Consider the following 18287-nt stretch of genomic DNA (forward strand, 5'->3'; position numbering starts at 1 on the left):
AATTTCTTATAGGGATGACATGGACTCTACATGGACTATCTATGGAGTATCCGTGGAGTATCTATGGAGTAACTATGGATGAAGACTTTCTCTACTTCAGTTATTGTCTATAAGATAAAGTACTTAAAACTAGAGTTATGCTTTTTTTCTTATTTATACAATTATCTTATAAGAAAATATTATTCTATTTTATTGTATTATAATCTTATTTGTTTTATATTTGCCCTTGATTTACTTTTTATGAATTTCTATACCTATTTTTTTTTAAAATTTGTTATACAATTTCATCATAAATTCATTTCTTTACCGTTACAATTAAGACAATTTAACAAGCCATAACTTAATAAAAGACAAGCACATGACCCTCCAAAAACCCTCCACCGCGCGCCTTATGGCCGCTGCATGCGCCCTGCTCGCTGCAGGCACCCTACAGGCCCAGGACATCCTCTGGGAGAAGTCCTACGGCGGAAAGCACTCCGAATACCTCTTCGATGCCCAGCCCACATCCGACTACGGCTTCATACTCGCCGGAAGCTCCCTATCCAAAAAGACCGGAAACAAGACCGAGGAAGCCGCAGGCGACCTGGACTACTGGCTCTGGAAGATGGACGAGAAGGGGGAACTGGACTGGCAGAAAAGCTTCGGCGGCGCCGGAGCCGACCTATTGCAGGCCGTAAGGCTCACTCCTGATGGGGGCTTTATACTGGCAGGGACTTCCGAGTCCGCCAAGGGGCTGCAGAAGAAAGAGGACGGCTACGGGAAGGAAGATTTCTGGATCATCAAGCTCAACGCCAGGGGCGCCGAGCAGTGGCAGCGCACTATAGGCGGCTCCGGACAGGAGCTGCTGCAGAGCATCGCGCCTACTCCAGACGGGGGCTATATTATTGGGGGGAGCTCCAGCTCCCCTAGGAGCGAGAAGCTTGTAGCCGGACAGCCGGATACCTACGGGAAGTCCGTTGCCGGATTCGGAAACCTGGACTACTGGGTCGTGAAACTGGACTCGGAAGGAAAGATCGAATGGCAGAAGGCCTTCGGGGGGCAGTATGCCGACCAATTGCGCAGCATCGTGCCCGTGCGCGGCGGGGGCTACCTGCTGGCAGGATCTTCCAACTCGCCCGAATCGGGGAACAAATCGGAAAAGTGCTACGGCCAGTCCGACTACTGGGTGGTGAAATTAGATGCCAAGGGAGAGCTGGAATGGCAGAAGGTGTATGGCGGCGAAGGCGACGACCAGCTCCAGGCCGCACTGCAGTCCGTGGACGGAAACTTCTTATTGGCAGGAAGTTCTGCTTCGGGAACGACCGGAAACAAGAACGCCTCCAACGGCAAGGGAACCGACTTCTGGCTCCTGAAAATCGACCCTTCGGGAGAAGTATTATGGCAGAAGACCTACGATATCGGCAAGTCCGACCTATTGACCTCGCTCGAGGAAAGCAGGGACGGGTCGCTACTGCTAGGGGGGCATGCCCAGAGCGAGACCTACAGCACCAAGAAAAAAGACAAGGAGGGCATTAACGACTATATCGCCATCAAGACCGACCCTAAAGGCGAAGAACAGTGGACCCAGACCGTGGGAAGCGGCGGGGAGGACATACTCCGTAAGGCTGTGGAGACCCGGGACGGGGGCTACCTGCTGGCAGGAACCTCGATGGGGGCCGTATCGCGCGACCGCTATACCGGACAGGGACGCAACGACTTCTGGGTCGTGAAGCTCAAGGACAAGAGGAAGAAGGAAGAGAAGAAGAATCCTATAGAGGCCTACCCGAACCCTACCCTGCACTACTCCAACGTGATCGTGGGCTATGAATTTGAAAAAGGCACCGCTACCGTGTACGACCTTTCGGGAAGGCAGCTGCAGCACTTCGAGATCCACGACCGCACCGTGCCTGTCGATTTAGGAGGCATGCCGGAGGGCATCTATATCGTGGAGATACGCACCAACGTGCAGGAAGACTCCGTGAAGATCGTAAAAGCCATCAACAAGAACCCATAAGAGACATCGCATGAAAAAAATATATACGCTAGCAGCAATGCTGGGCATGGCCGCCATAGCCCATGCCCAAAACCCTGAGATAAAAAGCGAGCTTCCGACCATACTTCCTCCGTCGCCTACCGCGGCGGCATTGATGAAGTTCGAGGAGGTGCCAGTGGACAACTATACCGGAACGCCGGACATCAACATACCTGTTTTCAGCACGCCTACCCGCTCGAAAGATATAGGCCTGGACATCTCCCTGAAATACCATCCCTCTTCAGCCGCTGCCAGCGAGACTGCCAGCGATGCCGGACTCGGCTGGAGTCTCTTTGTAGGCGGGACCGTATCCCGTACCGTACGCGGAATACCGGACGAATATGTAAGGACTGGTGCGAAGACAGGCATCTACCGAAATGATCCCGCCGACTACCCGAACCCTTATTATGAGCTTGCCGCCCATGTCGATTCGCCAGGGACAAATCCAAACCAATGGAACGAATTCTTGTGGAACGCGCAGGTAAAGGGCATCTATGATACCGAGCACGACCTATGGCAGTTCAACTTTATGGGCTATACCGGAAGATTTATCATGAAGAAGAACGCTTTGGGGCAGCTGGAAGTCATGGTACAGGATCTGTCTAACAACCTAAAAATCGTCAATCATTATAATACCACCAATTTTACGCCGACTGGATTTACTATCTACGACGACAAAGGGTACAAGTATGTATTTGACGTTGCCGAGACGACCGCAAGTTCGGAGAACAACTTCACGACATCCTTTACCGGCAGTGCCGGAGGCGGCAATCCATCGCCAACCATCAGCTATATTAGCTCCTTCCAGCTTTCGAGCGTCTATGACAATAACCAAAAACTGCTGCTGGGTTACACCTATAACCCCTCCAGCGAGCCCATGAGAGAAGTATCTGTCATAAAAAATACCACCTGGGTGACTTCTGCAAGCCCCAGCATCAACAGTATCCTGGACAGCTTCCGTTCGGCAGGAGGAGGGGTTGATATGCAGGGACAGGATGCCAAGCTGGAACCCTTTGAAAATACCTCTATCACGACACTTACCGTTAACAGCAAGAAGGTCAAGAGGATCAACGTGGACGGTATCGCCCGCATCTATATGGACTATGAATCGGGAAGACAGGACCAGAGCCTTACTTCCAGCGCCTATCGCATCAAGAGCGTCACTACCAAGACCTGGACTGACAGCATCAGCATAAAAAAGACCGAGCTCTTCCATAGCTATAAGGAAACAGAGCACAATAACAAGCGTATGTTCCTGGACCGGGTCGAGCAGAGCAATTTTGCAGATACGGAAAAGCTGGCCTATACGCTCTATTATGACGAGCCTGATTACTTAAACGGCAACCTGATTCGAGACCCGTGGGGCTACTTTACCTTACAACCTAACGGGATGGCTGGCTATGGCTACAGAGATGCCAGCCCAAACTACTGTACTGCCGACATCTTGCAGAAGATGGAACTGCCTACTGGTGGAGCCATTCTGTTCGACTTCGAGTCCAACGAATATTCCAGCATCGGCAATACGCCTGTAACCAATTTTGACGAAAATCCGCTGAACTGGAACCAGCAGACCATCGGAAAGTCTTTTTCATCTTCGGGTGCTGCCGCTATAGATTTCTTTACGATTGCGGAAGCGCAGCAAGTCATCTTTGATGTAGCGGTCACTCCTATTTCCGGATGGAGCTTTATCCTCTATAACTCTAGCAACACTGCAGTAGCCAACTTTGTCTATGCTCCTGTAGATGGAGAAGCGCCTCCGACGCAATTCTCTGCCAACCTACCAGCGGGATCCTATAAGGTGAGGTTCTCGGGCCATGTGCTGCCCTTGCCGAATCCTTTTACCGCCACCATTACCGCCAATTATAAAAGCCGTTCGGGAGCCAACAAGCAGTATCTGTTCGGCGGCGGTGTCAGGATCGGCAGGATCAGCTTTTTTGATGCCGGCAATGTGCCGCAGGACTACTATGAAGTGCCTTCGGCATTTATCCCTGCCAAGGAAAAGAAATACGACTACCATGTTTTCGGGCAGGCTGCCAAGAGCAGTGGATCGCTGGCCTTTGCTAAGCCGATATATGACTACTCGAGACAGCGCGCGCTGCATGCCGAGTTTAACTGCGGCGGCGGCGGTACCTGCAACGAATACGACCTGGATATATTATATACCTATCATAGTAATTTTAACAACCTAAAGGCATTACGCACTAAGGGCTCTGATGTGGGCTACAAGAATACGACCGTGAGCGAGACCGGTAACGGAAGAACCCAATACACTTATGTCTCGCCAATGGACGTGCCGGAAGCTCTCAGCCACTATACGCTCCATTATCCTTTCTTTCCGAGCGAGAACCTCGACCACAAACGCGGCCAGCTGATAAAAGAAGAAGTCTTTGATAATGCGTCCAAGATACTCTCCCGTACGGAATATACCTACGAGACCATCGACGAGGCCCATGGCAACACCCTTATCGGGATGAGGGTATACGAATCGGCTCCTTGCCCGGGCGTGTACAAGTTTGCCTATTATAGCGCCTATACCGCTGCCTTGGCTTCCTGTACTTCCAACCCGAACGGCTTCAACTGCCAGTACCTCTGCGGCGCTGCCATGTCTTTTGCCTATTATGAGCCTATTTATGAAGCCTTCGGCTGGACAAGGCTTATCGGGAAAACCACTAAGGAATTTTTCGGGACAGCTTCGACCGAAGTAGGGACTTCAGAGACCTATGCCTACAACGCATCGAACAAGAAGATCGCCTCGCAGACGACAACCCTTAGGACGGGTGAAGCCCTGAAGACGGATTTCTTTTACCATACCGGCAACTCGCCCTATTCGCAGAACCGCATCTCGGAAATCGAGAGAATCGACAGCTACCGCAACTCTGAGCTGCTCTCCAGCACCAAGATAGGCTATTCCAACTCCTTTGCCGGAAACGCTTCCTGGCTGCCGCAGACCGTGCAGTCTTCCAAGGGATCGAATGCGCTGGAGACCAAGATACGCTACAACAGCTACGACGCGTACGGCCATCCGCTGGAGGTGCAGCAGGAAAACGGAACAAAGGTATCCTACGTGTGGGGCTACAATAAGACCCAGCCGGTGGCCAAGATCGACAACATGGCCTATGCCTCGCTGCCTGTAGGGCTCATCGCCGCCGTGCAGGACAAGTCTGATGTAGTGCCCTATGACCATATTGCCGAGGCTGCCCTGCTCTCGGCCTTGGAAGACCTGCGTATTACTGCGACAGCTTGGGGAGGGCAGATGGTCGGCTACTCTTATAGGCCGGTGATAGGAGTATCGGGCGTTATCGACCCAAAGGGCAATCGCACCTACTACGAATACGATGGCTTCGGCAGGCTCAAGCTGATCAGGGACCACAACGCAAAGATCCTTTCCGAAAACAAATACCATTACAGGACATCACCCACCGACCAGAACCATATCGAGACCATCACCTATAAGATTGAAACGGCTTCGAGTCTACCTACTCCTACTGCAGTACAGGCCACTCAAGGCATTACTTATTTCGATGGACTCGGCAGACCTGTGCAGTTACGCGCACACAGACAGTCTGGAACAGGCAAAGATCTCGTAGTACATAACAGCTATGACGCCATCGGAAGACAGACAAAAGAATTTCTTGCCTATCCTTCTGCATCAGCTTCGCTGGCCTATGACGCCAATGCAGAGACGGCTGCCTTGTCCTACTATGCCAGTGCGCCTTCGCCTGTCGTGGGAGGATTCGAGACAACCGCAAACCCGTTCAGCGAGAAGCTCTTCGAGGCTTCGCCGCTGAACCGCGTGCTCAAGCAGGCCGCGCCCGGCGATACCTGGGCGATGGGATCGGGGCATGAGGTAAAGACCGACTATCTGACCAACGGCTTGAATGAGGTCAAATACTATACCGCCGCTGCCGGAGCGCTTACCAACGGCTATTATCCGGCTACGCTCTCGCAGCAGAGCAATTATGCCATCGGAGAGCTCTACAAGACCGTTACCAAGAACGAGAACTGGACTTCGGGCACTCCGCGGACCTCAGAGGAATTCAAGGACAAAGAAGGAAGGGTAGTGCTGAAAAGAACCTACGTCACCTATTCTATCGGGGGAAGGACCGTAACCCTGCCCCATGATACTTATTATGTCTACGACCAGTTCGGCAACCTGAGCTTCGTGCTGCCTCCATTATCTGACGGCAGCGGCAGCACACAGGACCTGAACGGGCTGTGCTACCAGTACCGCTATGACAAACGCAACAGGCTCGTGGAAAAAAAGCTGCCTGGAAAGGACTGGGAATTTATTGTCTATGACAATCTGGACAGGATCGTGGCCACCGGTCCTGCCTACCCTCCGTTTCCAGACCTGGCGTATGCTCCAGGCTGGCTCGTGACCAAATACGATGCCTTCGGACGCACGGCCTATACCGGATGGATGCCGGCCACCGTGACCAGTGCCGAACGTGCTACCCTGCAGGCGGCTCGCGATGCACAGACCGCAAACCTGAACGAAGCCAAGGCTTCTTCCGATACGACGATAAACGGCGTAACCGTACGCTATACCAACACGGCATGGCCTACATCCGGATACCATGTACTGGGCGCCAGCTATTATGACGACTACGACTATCCTGGCGCCCCTGTCGTGCCTTCTGCCGTGGAAGGACAGGCCGTCTATTATACTCTTTCCGTAAAGCCGAAAGGACTGCCGACAGGATCTTGGACCCGCGTGCTGGAATCTTCATCACTGGCTAACGGGGAACTCTCTTATACGCTCTATGATTATAAGGCAAGGCCGATCCGAATCTGGATATCGAACTATCTGGGCGGCTATACCCAGACCGACAGCAAGCTCGACTTTTCGGGAAAGGTGCTCTATACCCTCACCAGCCATAAAAAAACCGTATCGGATACCGAACTGAAAGTGCGCGAAGATTTTGCCTACACCGAGCAGGATCGCCTTCTCAGCCATACGCACGCCGTCAACAGCAATCCTGCAGAACTGCTGTACAAAAACGAGTATGACGAACTGGGGCAGCTGGTACGCAAGAGCGTGGGAGGAAGCGACACTACCGGAGCTACGGCCCTTCAGAAGGTAGACTATGCCTATACCGTGCGCGGCTGGCTCAAGGGAATCAACAATACCGACATGCTTATCAATGCGGGAGGGGATCCTGGCGACCTCTTTGCCTTCAGCCTCTATTACCAAGCACCGATAGCCGCGCAGCCGCTCTTTAACGGCAACATAGCCGAGATCGGCTGGAGAACGGCCAGCGATGACAAGCTCCGAAGATATGCCTATGCCTATGATGCCACGAACAGACTCATTGGGGCTACCTATATCAAGGAAGGCCTGATGACCGGCTCCTACAATGAAAAGATACAGTACGACAAGAACGGGAACATCACCGGCCTGCAGCGCAATGGGGGGCTCGATTCTGACTCTGGCGCCTATATCGAGATCGACAATCTTGCCTATACCTATGATACCCAGGCCAAAAACCGACTGATGCAGGTCGAAGACCAAAGCACCTCTACCCAGGGCTTCAATAATGGCGCTTCGAGCACTACGGAATATGGGTACGACAGCAGCGGTAACATGACCCAGGATCTCAACAAGGGCATCACGGACATACGCTACAATCACCTCAATCTGCCCGTGAAGATTCTTTTTGGCTCAGAAGCATGGAAAATTGAGTATCTTTATACCGCAGACGGAAGGAAGGTACGCAAGGATGCGCCCTATTTGGACAGCGGCGCGCCCGGGGGGATCGGAAAGATGACCATGGACTACCTTAACGGATTTCACTACCAGGGCACGACCCTGAAGTTCTTCCCGACAGCTGAAGGCTATGTTCAGAAGACCGGCACCCAGTATAGCTACGTATACAATTATACAGACCATCTGGGCAATATTCGCCTAAGCTATGCACAGGATCCGGCAACAAACGCTCTTGCTATTCTTGAAGAGAACCATTACTATCCTTTCGGGCTCAAGCACACGAACTACAATTCGGACCTGCTGGCCTTCCAGGAAAAGGTGCCGGGACCGGGTATCGCGCTGGCAGTCCCTGCCAAGCCTTCGGTACCGCAGTTCAATTACGACTATAAATACAACGGAAAGGAATTCCAGGACGAGATGGGGATGAACTGGTATGACTACGGCGCGAGGAATTATGACCCTGCTATCGGTAGGTGGATGAATATTGACCCATTAGCAGAGAAGTCAAGAAAGTTTTCTCCTTATGCGTATGTATTAGACAATCCTGTGTTTTTTATTGATCCTGATGGGATGACGGCGGAAGAAAATGGAAATCAGACCACAATTGATATCAAGATTGATTATATGGTAGATATTGGATATGGGAGAATGAGAGCCCCTGATCAAGTATCAAGTTCTACCGAATCCTATATTTATAGTAATGAAGCAGAGAAAAAAATAACTGGAAAAATTAAAAAAGAAGAGCCCCCGATTAACTTCTTTAAGTCGACATTATTAGACATTGATCAAAAACCATTTAATGATTTTTTTGATAAGATTAGAGAAAAATACAAAACAGGAGATGGTTTTTTTACTGTCTATGGGCATGGAGATGTAGGCTCAATTTTAGATGCTAAAAACGGATTTGGATGGATCGTTACTGCTGAAGAATTTGATAATCATGTTTCAAGCTTAAGCCCTGCTTACAAAAATAAAATTGAAAAGCAAGAAGCTTTTACACTAGTTTTGTTAACTTGTTCTGCAGCTACTATAAGTAAGAGACATGGAAATACTTCAATTGCTCAAAAAATATCATTAAAAAACCCAAATGCAATTGTAATAGGTGCTGATGGCTATGTTGATTATGCTGAAGATGGTAGTAGAATATTAGGTATATCAACTATCTTAGGCGCTCATAATAATAAGGGTGACATTGTAGTATATAAAAATGGTAAAGAAATTAATAGAATTCCTGCAAGTCAAATTTTTAAAAAATGAAAAAAATGAAAAAAAGACACTTATTAACTTTGATTATAATTTCAAACTGCTTCACATTCTGTGTTGAACATAAGGAAGGCCCAAATGAAACGTTTCAAGCAGTATCTCCAGGTGAATCTTATTTGAAGAAATTCAATAATCAAGAAATAAGAGATAATTTATTAACAAAAATATTTGTCGAAGGAGATTCCGCATCTTATAAAGAACTAAAAGATATTTATTTTTTAAGCGGCCACACGGATGATTTCTTGGCTCCGGCCATGATTATGGCTATGGACTATAATTATCATCAAGCTTTTGAAGACGTTTATAGAATATTGCATAACATAAAAACAGATTCTAAAAGCAATAAGTTAGCGGATTATTATCTGTTAAAAGCTTATGAAATTGACAGCATAAAATCAAATTCATTAATGAAAGAAAGATTTGGATCATCTTATCCAAATGTTAAAGCAAGTGAGTATTGGAAGTTAATTAACGAATAAGAGCAAACGCAAGGGCATGTCCTATACGCTCGGTGATTATTCCAATCCATAAAGCAAAACGACAAACACAAAAACTACAACTAAAGTTGTAGTTTTTTTATATTTGCCAACGGAATAAAAATGCCACATCTCTGAAGTAATTTTGTTGGATTCTTTTAAACATGCATTGCAAATCCGAAAATGAAGTGCATTGATATTACTAAAATGCAGTGGTGATATTTTATTTTAAGCTATTAAAAAGTTTATAATCTGCTATAATTGAACAAATATGAATTTTAGAGAAATCATAGGCTTTTTAGTCCCTATCGGATTAATAATAGCGGGCATTTTTATTAAATTATCTAAAAGAGAGGAATTGGCCTCTTTCAAAAAGAAATGGGTCACTTTTATCATTTTGGGAATACTCTTATTTCTTCTTAGACTCTATACGTATTTCACATAAAGCAACCCCATTTTCACGCTTATTACTTTATCTCATTTTTCAGCTAATATGCTATGTTCACAGAAACTCAACAACAGACATTAGATATTGATTGGTTTTTTATAGCTGATGATAAAATTGGATTTGTTACCTCCGCGGGAGGCAGACTACCCGAGTCGGTTGCTGTTTTAGATGAAAAAATCGAAATCCTTTCTTCTTATTTTAGAAATCTTCCTGAAATAACAACGGCTCACATTCATGACGAGCTTAAAGAAATAAAGAAGATTGATGAAAAGTATCTTGCTGATTTTGTCTTTATGGCAAAGAGAGGCTTATATGCCTTTGACAAGTTGGTGCTAAACAATTTTTCTGACTTGAAGTACCATCTTGTAGCCAAACCCGAAACCTATTTAAGCTTAAAAGGGCTGTCTACTGAAATTATTGATTTGATACATAAAACTGTTTATACGGGTGCTATTGATCTGGCCAAAGCTATAAGCATAGAAGATATTCCTTAAATTGCAAAACCCTTCCACAATCGGATATCTGTGACGTACTGATAATAAAATTGGAGCTGTTCTGCTCTAAATAAATACAACCCAATTATAAAATTGCCTAAAAACATCCTTTATCCTATCTTTACGCCTCATCTTCGCCTGAACCTGCAAAATGCACTTATGAGAATCCTGACATTAGACGACATCCTTGATACCTATTCCAAGATAGTCCAAAGAGGCTATGGTTTCTTTTTATCTAAATTCACCTTGAACAAAGATTCGAGGGCGATCAGCGCTTTTGACAAGTCATCGGAACAGACTTCGAACTGGTGGATTATTCCGGCCGTAAACGAACGCTGGAATAGGATGGTGAGCGGCGACTCTCATACTGACCATAAGCAGTACCTGATAAAAAATTTCCTGAAAGAAGAAAGAGGCCTTAGATTATTATCTTTAGGATCTGGAGCTTGCGAGCATGAGCTGGAACTTGCCAATTATCCGCATTTTGCTGAAATCACCTGCGTGGATATCAACCAGGCCAATCTGGATAGGGCTAAAGCCATTGCGACAAAAGAGAACAAGAACCACATGAAATTTGTCTGTTCTAATGTGGAAGACTATTCGTTTCCGGATCATTATTTTGACCTCGTCATCTTTAACGATTCGCTGCATCATTTTAAAAATGTGGAGCTTCTTCTGGCCCATCCTATCAAAAACTGCCTGAAGCCCAAAGGCAAGCTTGTCATCCATGAATATGTGGGGCCGAAACGCCTGCAGTATCCTAAGCATCAGCTAAAGGCCATCAACAAAGCGATCCAGCTGATCGACAAGCCTTATCGAAAAAGATACAAGACTAATATTACCAAAAACCACTATTATGGTTCCGGCGTGCTGCGGATGATTGTTGCTGATCCCTCGGAATGCGTGGACTCAAATAATATACTGCCGGGCATCCATAAAAATTTCAAGACGCTGGAAGAGAAAAAGTATGGCGGCAATATATTGATGAGCGCCCTGAAAGACATCTCGCATCATTTTGTCACGCTTGACGACAAAAAAAAGGCCGTACTGGACAGCCTTTTTAAATTTGAGGATGACTACCTGAAAGAAAATCCGAGTGATTTTATTTTTGGCGTTTATGAAAAATCCGAGTCCGATACTTTGTAGCTTTCCTTGTTTTTTCTGAAAGTATTGCTTAACATTCCTCCTGTGGAGTCCAAACGCCGCTGGCTAGTGTCTCTCTGACATATTCTGAAAAATCTTTTGGCTTTCGACCTAAAGCCTCTTCTACTCCATGGCTGACTGAGGCGTTCCGTCCGTCTAAAATTTCGCTGAAGAGATAGGATAGCAGTCCTATATAGTCTTGCGGCACTTGATATTCTCTTAATTGAGCCGCATATTCCTGAACGGAAAGCTGTTCGTATACAATAGGTTTTCCGATGGCTGTGGCAATTTCTGCAACAGCTTCCTTAAAGCTTAAAAGCCTTGGGCCTGTGACTTCGTATAGCGTATTGTCATGGCCTTCTTGCGTAAGCGCCGCCACGACAACATCAGCAATATCTTCCGCATCAATAAATGGTTCTTGTATGTCGCCTGTCGGCAACGCCATATGGCCGTTCAGTATCGGCTCGAGCAGATAGCTTTCGCTAAAGTTCTGGTTGAACCAGCTTGCTCTGACTATGGTCCATTTTAGACCGCTTTCCATTATAATCTTTTCGCAGTCTTGGGCTTCTTTTTCGCCACGACCCGAGAGGAGCACTACTTTTTCTACCCCTGCCTCTTTGGCTACTTTCGCCAGTAGCCTTATGGCGTCATCGGCTCCTTGTACAGCCAGGTCGGGCTGAAAGGTGATGTAGACGCTCTGGATGTCTTGGAGCACTGCTGCCCAATTGCTTGAATCTTCCCAGTCGAATTTAGGGACTGCGGTGCGGGATCCTCTTCGTACGAATTGCCCGAGTGCTTCTAATTTCTGCAGAACGCGGCTCCCTGTTTTTCCGTTGGAGCCTAATACTAAAATCTGTTTTGTTTTCATTGTTCTTATTTTTAAGCAAAACTAAGTGCAGGAGCAATCATTAAATAGAACAGAACCGACAGTATTCTTCTTTTTATCGAGATGGCTTGTTATGAAAATACAGCCTTCTTTTGTAAATTAGCTTGCCTTAACCTAATGAATCTTATGACCCAGCACGATATCGCAACATCCCGATTGCTTTCGCAACAGATTAACGAACCCAGCCTGAAATCGGCTCCTGAAATGGTTGCTTATTTCGGTGCCATACAAGGACAAGAATATGCCCAGACTAAATGGTCGTTAGGCTTGAGAATGCCGCATCTGAAAGACAGCGACATTGAAAAGGAACTGAACGAGGGCAGGATCTTGCGGACACATCTGCTTCGGCCGACCTGGCATTTTGTGGCTCCAAGGGATATTCGATGGATGTTGAAGCTTACTGCTCCAAGGGTAGATGCCATAAATAGCTATATGTATCGGAAGATGGAACTGGACAGCGCTACTTTTAATCGCTGTAATGACATCATGGCGCGGATTCTGGAAGGCGGAAAGCATCTTACGCGCGAAGCGCTGAGCCAAGAATTCTTGAAAAACAATATCGAAGCCGAAAGCGTGCGCCTGGTGTGTATCTTGATGAAAGCCGAGCTGGAAGGGCTTATCTGCAACGGTGTCCGCCAAGGCAACCAATTTACGTATGCCTTGCTTGAGGAAAGGGTTCCGCCTGCCAAAGAAATAAGCCGAGATGAAGCGCTGGCCGAACTGACCCAACGGTATTTCTTGAGCCGCGGTCCTGCTACTGCCAAGGATTTTGCTACTTGGTCTGGACTTACTCTTACGGACTGCAAAAAGGGAATTGAAATGACCCGAGCCAATTGGGCAGAAGAGAAAATTGAATCGGAAACGTATTATTTTTCGCCAAAGGCACTTAAAAAAGAAACAAACTTTCAACAAATGCACCTGACTCCTATTTATGACGAAATGATCATGGGGTATAAAAACAGGGAAGCCTTACAACAAATCAGACACGCTGTACAGCCTGCCCAAAGGCTCCGTTTTGACAACACGATTTTATTTGACGGGCAAATTATCGGCTCTTGGAGGAGAAAAATAAAACCAAAGCTGATTGAATTCGAGTATGAATTCCTACAGCCTTTGAATAAAAAGCAAGAACTGGAATTTGAAAAGGCTATCTTGCGCTTTGAAACTTTTTATGGCCTGCCTGTAAAAACCATCCTTTAATTTTTCTATTCATGAAGCTTATCTTGACCTTATTATTTTCTGTTGCTGTTGCTGCTTTGGGCTTTTCGCAAAATTCACTGTCTAAAGACAATCTTTTTGTTTTGGGGAAAGTTGAAAAACTAGAGTCTAAAATCTTAAACGAAACCCGAACGCTGAATGTTTATATTCCTGACAGCTATGATAAAAATCCGAATGCTTCTTATCCTGTGATTTATCTGCTGGATGGTTCTGCTGATGAAGATTTTATTCATGTTACGGGACTGGTGCAGTTCCTGACCATGATCAAAAAAATGCCCGAATCGATTATTATCGGCATTGCCAATATTGATAGAAAACGGGATCTTACGTTTCCTACGACCAACGTGCAGGACAAAAAAGATTTTCCGACTTCGGGAAGTTCAGAAAAATTCTTGGCTTTTATTGAAAAAGAACTGTTGCCGTATGCTAAAAAGCAGTACCGTACCAGTACTTCTACTCTTATTGGCCAGTCGCTCGGAGGGCTTTTGGTGACGGAAGCACTGCTCAAAAAACCAGAACTGTTCAACAATTATATTATCATAAGTCCGAGCCTATGGTGGGATGACGAATCGTTGCTGCGCCAAGCGCCTGCCTTATTAGAAAAACGGACTGCCGCAAAAATCCAAGTCTATGTTTCTGTCGGAAGCGAAGGCAAGCAGATGGAAGACGATGCCTTTCAACTGTCGGAAATACTCGCCAAGTCGAAAAACCTTCAGTCTTATTTTGTGAGAATGCCTGAAGAAAATCATCTTACGATCTTACACAATTGTCTCTATAAAGCGTTGGAGACCTTAAACAAGCCTAAATAATCCTACCATGTATACTCCGCTGCATTACAAAAACGAAAATATTGACGAAGTCCAGGAGTTCTTACAAGCGAACAGCTTTGGGATACTGATCAACCAAACTAATGGAAAGTTATGGGGCACTCATATTCCGATGGAACTGGATACCGACGAAAAGGGCCGTGCTATCTTGTACAGCCATATTTCTAAAGCCAACCCGCAATGGGAAAGCTTTAGTCCTGAGGAAGAAGTACTCGCTATTTTTCAAGGACCGCATAGCTATGTTTCTTCATCGTGGTATGAAAAGGAAGAGGTTCCGACTTGGAATTATATTGCCGTTCATGTGTATGGAAAAGTTGAGATTGTCGAAGGTGAAGAATTGATGGCTTCGCTGAAAAAATTAGTCGATAAGTACGAGCGCTCTTCTGAAAATCCAGTCTCGATAGAAAAACTGTCTGAAAAAACCATGAGGCAGGTTCATGGAATTGTGGGTTTCAAGCTGCATATCACCGACATCCAAGCGGCTTATAAATTATCACAGACACGAAACGACACCGACTTTCATACAATCGTTAACCAGCTTGAAAACAGCCCTGATCTTATGGCAAATGCAACAGCCGCCGCAATGAAACTGTCGAGAAAAGAAGAGTAATTCCGCAAGTTTCGGGTTTTATGCCGAATGGGATGCTCCTACCTTTGTATCATAAATTTCAAAGAAATGAATGAGCAAGATCACATCAATTATATCCGGATTGCAGAAGCAATCGAATATATCCAAGAAAATTTCAAAGACCAGCCTAATTTAGACGAGGTCGCGGCAAAGGTACACCTGAGTCCGTTTCACTTCCAGCGTCTTTTTACGGACTGGGCAGGCGTCAGTCCTAAGAAATTCCTGCAATACATCAGCGTGGAGCACGCCAAGCAACTCTTAAAAGAAAAAGAAGCTACTTTGTTTGATGCTACGCATGAGACTGGGCTTTCCAGTACCGGAAGGCTGCACGACCTGTTTATCAAGATTGAGGGAATGACTCCGGGAGAATTTAAAAACGGCGGCGAGAATCTTTCTATAAATTACAGCTATGCCGAAAGTCCGTTTGGCAATATCATCGTTGCCTCAACTCCAAAAGGCATCTGCTATATGGCTTTTGCCGAAAATGAAGAAACGGCTACAGCCGACCTAAAAGCGCATTTCCCTAATGCTGATTTCAAGCAGAAGCTCGACCTTATCCAGCAAAATGCCTTGTACATCTTTACCCACGATTGGGACAAACTCAACCAGATCAAGCTGCATCTGAAAGGAACCGATTTCCAATTGAAAGTATGGGAAACATTGTTGAAAATTCCGATGGGCAATTTATCTACGTATGGACAGATTGCGGGAGAAATTCAAAATCCGAAAGCGTCTCGTGCGGTAGGAACCGCTATCGGCAGCAATCCTGTGGCTTTCTTGATTCCGTGTCACCGCGTCATCCAATCCAGCGGCCATTTCGGAGGCTATATGTGGGGAACGACTCGAAAAACAGCTATCATCGGATGGGAAGCCGCGCAAATGAGTCCATCAAAATAAATAAGACCCATGGAAACCATACACGAAAAGATAGCAGCACTTGATTGGGCGTTATTGACGCATGAGATGAACGAGAAAGGTTATGCTATTATTCCCAACTTAATTACAGACGAGCAATGCAATGAGTTTATAAAAAACTATGACAATCCGAATGGCTACAGAAAAACAGTGGTCATGGAACGGTATCGCTTTGGTTTGGGCGAGTATAAATATTTTGATTATCCATTGCCTGATCTGATCCAAAACTTGCGCGAAAGCCTTTATCCTAAATTAGCGCCAATTGCCAATTTATGGATGAAAGTCTTGAATAGTACTATTCGTTTTCCTAGCACGTTTAAAGAACTGCAAACGCTCTGTCATGCTAACAACCAGCTAAAGCCGGCCGTGCTAATCTTGAAATACGGAAAGGGCGGATACAATACTTTACATCAAGATTTGTATGGCGATATCTTTTTCCCAATGCAGACGGTACTTTTCTTGAACGATCCTGATGAAGATTATACTGGTGGCGAATTTGTCTTGACACAACAGACACCTAGAGCCCAGTCTAAAGCCATCGTCTTAAAACCTAAAAAAGGTGATGTACTATTGTTTACCACCAACTTTAGGCCTGTGAAAGGAACAAAAGGGTATTATCGCGTAAACATGAAACATGGAGTGAGCGAGCTGCATTCGGGCAAAAGACATACTCTTGGAATTATTTTTCACGATGCCTTGAGTTAGTATGATTAAGCATAGCGAAATAACGAATCATATCCTTAGAACGAAAATCTTGAGAAAGGAAATCGTTTTGGGTGGCAATCAAAAATTAAAAATTTACGGTACATTGCGCTGTACTCCCGGAAAGAGGATGAAACGCGAAAACCGCGTATTTTTTAGTTCTGAAGAAGAAGCGTTTCAAAAGGATTATAGACCTTGTGGACACTGCCTTGCGGAAAAATACAAAATCTGGAAAAATGGACTTATTTAATAACGATATCGAAACCAACCGACTGCCTTATGACGGTACCGTGATTTATTACGGAAAAGTCCTAAGGCATGACGAAGCGCAACATTATCTCGAAAAGCTTCTTGAGACTATTGAGTGGAAACATGACGAGGCCATCATCTTTGGAAAACGAATTATCACCAAACGAAAAGTGGCTTGGTATGGCGACAGCGATTATCTGTATACGTATTCGAATACCACAAAAAAGGCACTTCCTTGGACAAAAGAACTTTTGGAATTGAAAACGCTGGCAGAAGAAATTTCGGGAACGGTTTTTAATTCCTGCCTGCTGAATCTGTATCACGATGGCAGCGAAGGAATGGCCTATCATAGTGATGATGAAAAATCCTTAGGTCAAAATACGACGATTGGGTCTATGAGTTTTGGTGCGGAACGAAAGTTTTTATTCAAGCACAAACAGACAAAAGATACCATCACTCTTCAACTGGAACACGGAAGCCTGCTGGTTATGAAAGACGAAACTCAGAGCCATTGGCTTCATCGGCTGCCGCCCAGCAAAAAAGTAAGTAAACCGAGAGTGAATCTTACGTTTAGGACGATTGTTTTGTAAGGCCTACGAAAAAACTTCTTTGAGCACTTCTAAGGATTTTGGCTTTCTGAAACCGTCGAGATGGAAACTGTAATAGTCGAGAATAATCTTTAGCAACTGTTGTCTTTCCTTTCCGTTAAAGACCTGCTGGTTGCTGTCAAAACGCAGTGCCAATAATTTCCTGAACAGAGCCGTTTCTTCTCCAGAAAGGCAAGATAGCGACTGGAAAGGCGTAAAAACACCTTCTGTCATTTCAAAAAACGGGTAGTCATTAGTGGAACTGTCTGGGTAAAATCCAAGAAATTTGGTAATTTCTAACAGGAGAATCAGATGAAAATTGGCGATCTCGTCATGGCTGTCGAGCCATAAAAGAGCCGTCTCGAGGAAATGAAACAAGTCTTCGTTTTTTTCTTCTTCTCGGATGCTGTGATGCAGCATTTCGGAAAGAAAAATAATTATGGTGCTTTTTACGATATCAATGTGGATGGTATGATAGGCGGCAAAAAGCTTGATTTCTTTAAAATTCTCCAGCGTTCCTTTATTTTTATGGACGGCTTCGATCTCAAGAATATTTAGGGGCTGGAAATAGGCGATTTTCTGTCTGTTGTTTTTCCCAGAAAAGGCATTGTGGACAAAATACGACTTCAGACCATCGGTCTCAGTAAAGCATTTTACGATAAGGCTTTTCTCTTGGTATTTGAGCGCACTGATAACTATTGCTTTTGTCTTGACTAGCATTTAATTACGAATT

16 protein-coding genes are annotated in these 18287 nt (G+C 45.6%); 12 read left to right on the forward strand and 4 right to left on the reverse strand.

Annotation, left to right across the window (positions count from 1 at the left end):
- Positions 1 to 358: 358 nt before the first annotated feature.
- A complete protein-coding gene (locus tag CLV94_RS06395; protein WP_245982466.1) occupies positions 359 to 1993 on the forward strand; it encodes a T9SS type A sorting domain-containing protein in 1635 nt (544 codons plus the stop codon).
- A 628-nt stretch (positions 1994 to 2621) separates the two neighbouring features.
- Here the strand turns inward: CLV94_RS06395 and CLV94_RS17030 are convergent.
- Together CLV94_RS17030 and CLV94_RS17035 are read right to left on the reverse strand one after the other, a co-directional pair.
- Entirely contained in the window at positions 2622 to 3227 is a 606-nt protein-coding gene (locus CLV94_RS17030) for a hypothetical protein (RefSeq protein WP_170148756.1), read from the reverse strand.
- 209 nt (positions 3228 to 3436) lie between these two features.
- Complete coding sequence (locus CLV94_RS17035; RefSeq protein ID WP_170148757.1) at positions 3437 to 3676, reverse strand: hypothetical protein; 240 nt, start codon at positions 3674 to 3676, stop codon at positions 3437 to 3439.
- Between the two features lie 1285 nt (positions 3677 to 4961).
- Between CLV94_RS17035 and CLV94_RS17040 the strand changes: the two genes are divergently transcribed.
- From CLV94_RS17040 to CLV94_RS06415, 4 genes are all read left to right on the forward strand, one after another.
- Positions 4962 to 8975, forward strand: coding sequence for a DUF6443 domain-containing protein (locus tag CLV94_RS17040; RefSeq protein ID WP_170148758.1), 4014 nt, complete (start codon positions 4962 to 4964; stop codon positions 8973 to 8975).
- Positions 8976 to 8980: 5 nt separating this feature from the next.
- The gene (locus tag CLV94_RS06405; protein ID WP_147406597.1) at positions 8981 to 9460 is read left to right on the forward strand and encodes a hypothetical protein; all 480 of its coding nucleotides are present in this window, start codon (positions 8981 to 8983) and stop codon (positions 9458 to 9460) included.
- A 495-nt stretch (positions 9461 to 9955) separates the two neighbouring features.
- Positions 9956 to 10399: a hypothetical protein gene (locus CLV94_RS06410; RefSeq protein WP_121375583.1), complete on the forward strand. Its 444-nt coding sequence runs from the start codon at positions 9956 to 9958 to the stop codon at positions 10397 to 10399.
- A gap of 159 nt (positions 10400 to 10558) precedes the next feature.
- Positions 10559 to 11545, forward strand: coding sequence for a class I SAM-dependent methyltransferase (locus CLV94_RS06415; protein ID WP_147406598.1), 987 nt, complete (start codon positions 10559 to 10561; stop codon positions 11543 to 11545).
- A 28-nt stretch (positions 11546 to 11573) separates the two neighbouring features.
- On the opposite strand, the gene CLV94_RS06420 is transcribed toward CLV94_RS06415, so the two are convergent.
- Positions 11574 to 12410, reverse strand: coding sequence for an NmrA family NAD(P)-binding protein (locus CLV94_RS06420; RefSeq protein ID WP_121375585.1), 837 nt, complete (start codon positions 12408 to 12410; stop codon positions 11574 to 11576).
- A 144-nt stretch (positions 12411 to 12554) separates the two neighbouring features.
- On the opposite strand from CLV94_RS06420, the gene CLV94_RS06425 reads away from it, so the two are divergent.
- The 7 genes from CLV94_RS06425 to CLV94_RS06455 all read left to right on the forward strand — a co-directional run bounded on the left by CLV94_RS06425 (position 12555) and on the right by CLV94_RS06455 (position 17557).
- Positions 12555 to 13628, forward strand: coding sequence for a winged helix DNA-binding domain-containing protein (locus CLV94_RS06425; RefSeq protein WP_211331180.1), 1074 nt, complete (start codon positions 12555 to 12557; stop codon positions 13626 to 13628).
- Positions 13629 to 13639: 11 nt separating this feature from the next.
- The gene (locus tag CLV94_RS06430) at positions 13640 to 14455 is read left to right on the forward strand and encodes an alpha/beta hydrolase (RefSeq protein ID WP_121375587.1); all 816 of its coding nucleotides are present in this window, start codon (positions 13640 to 13642) and stop codon (positions 14453 to 14455) included.
- A gap of 7 nt (positions 14456 to 14462) precedes the next feature.
- The gene (locus tag CLV94_RS06435) at positions 14463 to 15083 is read left to right on the forward strand and encodes an FMN-binding negative transcriptional regulator (protein WP_121375588.1); all 621 of its coding nucleotides are present in this window, start codon (positions 14463 to 14465) and stop codon (positions 15081 to 15083) included.
- Between the two features lie 66 nt (positions 15084 to 15149).
- Positions 15150 to 15998 (forward strand): bifunctional helix-turn-helix domain-containing protein/methylated-DNA--[protein]-cysteine S-methyltransferase, encoded by an 849-nt coding sequence (locus CLV94_RS06440; RefSeq protein ID WP_121375589.1) that lies wholly within the window; start codon positions 15150 to 15152, stop codon positions 15996 to 15998.
- Between the two features lie 9 nt (positions 15999 to 16007).
- Positions 16008 to 16721: a 2OG-Fe(II) oxygenase gene (locus CLV94_RS06445; protein WP_121375590.1), complete on the forward strand. Its 714-nt coding sequence runs from the start codon at positions 16008 to 16010 to the stop codon at positions 16719 to 16721.
- A gap of 49 nt (positions 16722 to 16770) precedes the next feature.
- A complete protein-coding gene (locus tag CLV94_RS06450) occupies positions 16771 to 16968 on the forward strand; it encodes an Ada metal-binding domain-containing protein (protein WP_317125109.1) in 198 nt (65 codons plus the stop codon).
- Positions 16955 to 17557, forward strand: coding sequence for an alpha-ketoglutarate-dependent dioxygenase AlkB family protein (locus tag CLV94_RS06455; protein ID WP_121375592.1), 603 nt, complete (start codon positions 16955 to 16957; stop codon positions 17555 to 17557). The genes CLV94_RS06450 and CLV94_RS06455 overlap by 14 nt, the downstream gene beginning before the upstream one ends.
- Positions 17558 to 17560: 3 nt before the next feature.
- On the opposite strand, the gene recO is transcribed toward CLV94_RS06455, so the two are convergent.
- Entirely contained in the window at positions 17561 to 18274 is a 714-nt protein-coding gene (gene recO, locus CLV94_RS06460; RefSeq protein WP_121375593.1) for a DNA repair protein RecO, read from the reverse strand.
- Positions 18275 to 18287: the final 13 nt, after the last annotated feature.

Source organism: Flavobacterium endophyticum (assembly GCF_003634455.1).
Taxonomy (GTDB): Bacteria; Bacteroidota; Bacteroidia; order Flavobacteriales; family Flavobacteriaceae; genus Flavobacterium; species Flavobacterium endophyticum.

Excerpts from the sequence above, each read along its gene's own strand:
- CLV94_RS06455 (WP_121375592.1), top strand. The coding sequence starts at position 16,955 with ATGGACTTATTTAATAACGATATCGAAACCAACCGACTGCCTTATGAC.
- CLV94_RS06420 (WP_121375585.1), bottom strand. The coding sequence starts at position 12,410 with ATGAAAACAAAACAGATTTTAGTATTAGGCTCCAACGGAAAAACAGGG.
- CLV94_RS06430 (WP_121375587.1), top strand. The coding sequence starts at position 13,640 with ATGAAGCTTATCTTGACCTTATTATTTTCTGTTGCTGTTGCTGCTTTG.
- CLV94_RS06445 (WP_121375590.1), top strand. The coding sequence starts at position 16,008 with ATGGAAACCATACACGAAAAGATAGCAGCACTTGATTGGGCGTTATTG.
- CLV94_RS06415 (WP_147406598.1), top strand. The coding sequence starts at position 10,559 with ATGAGAATCCTGACATTAGACGACATCCTTGATACCTATTCCAAGATA.
- recO (WP_121375593.1), bottom strand. The coding sequence starts at position 18,274 with ATGCTAGTCAAGACAAAAGCAATAGTTATCAGTGCGCTCAAATACCAA.
- CLV94_RS06440 (WP_121375589.1), top strand. The coding sequence starts at position 15,150 with ATGAATGAGCAAGATCACATCAATTATATCCGGATTGCAGAAGCAATC.
- CLV94_RS06425 (WP_211331180.1), top strand. The coding sequence starts at position 12,555 with ATGACCCAGCACGATATCGCAACATCCCGATTGCTTTCGCAACAGATT.
- CLV94_RS06395 (WP_245982466.1), top strand. The coding sequence starts at position 359 with ATGACCCTCCAAAAACCCTCCACCGCGCGCCTTATGGCCGCTGCATGC.
- CLV94_RS17030 (WP_170148756.1), bottom strand. The coding sequence starts at position 3,227 with ATGGAAGAGCTCGGTCTTTTTTATGCTGATGCTGTCAGTCCAGGTCTT.
- CLV94_RS06405 (WP_147406597.1), top strand. The coding sequence starts at position 8,981 with ATGAAAAAAAGACACTTATTAACTTTGATTATAATTTCAAACTGCTTC.
- CLV94_RS06435 (WP_121375588.1), top strand. The coding sequence starts at position 14,463 with ATGTATACTCCGCTGCATTACAAAAACGAAAATATTGACGAAGTCCAG.
- CLV94_RS06410 (WP_121375583.1), top strand. The coding sequence starts at position 9,956 with ATGTTCACAGAAACTCAACAACAGACATTAGATATTGATTGGTTTTTT.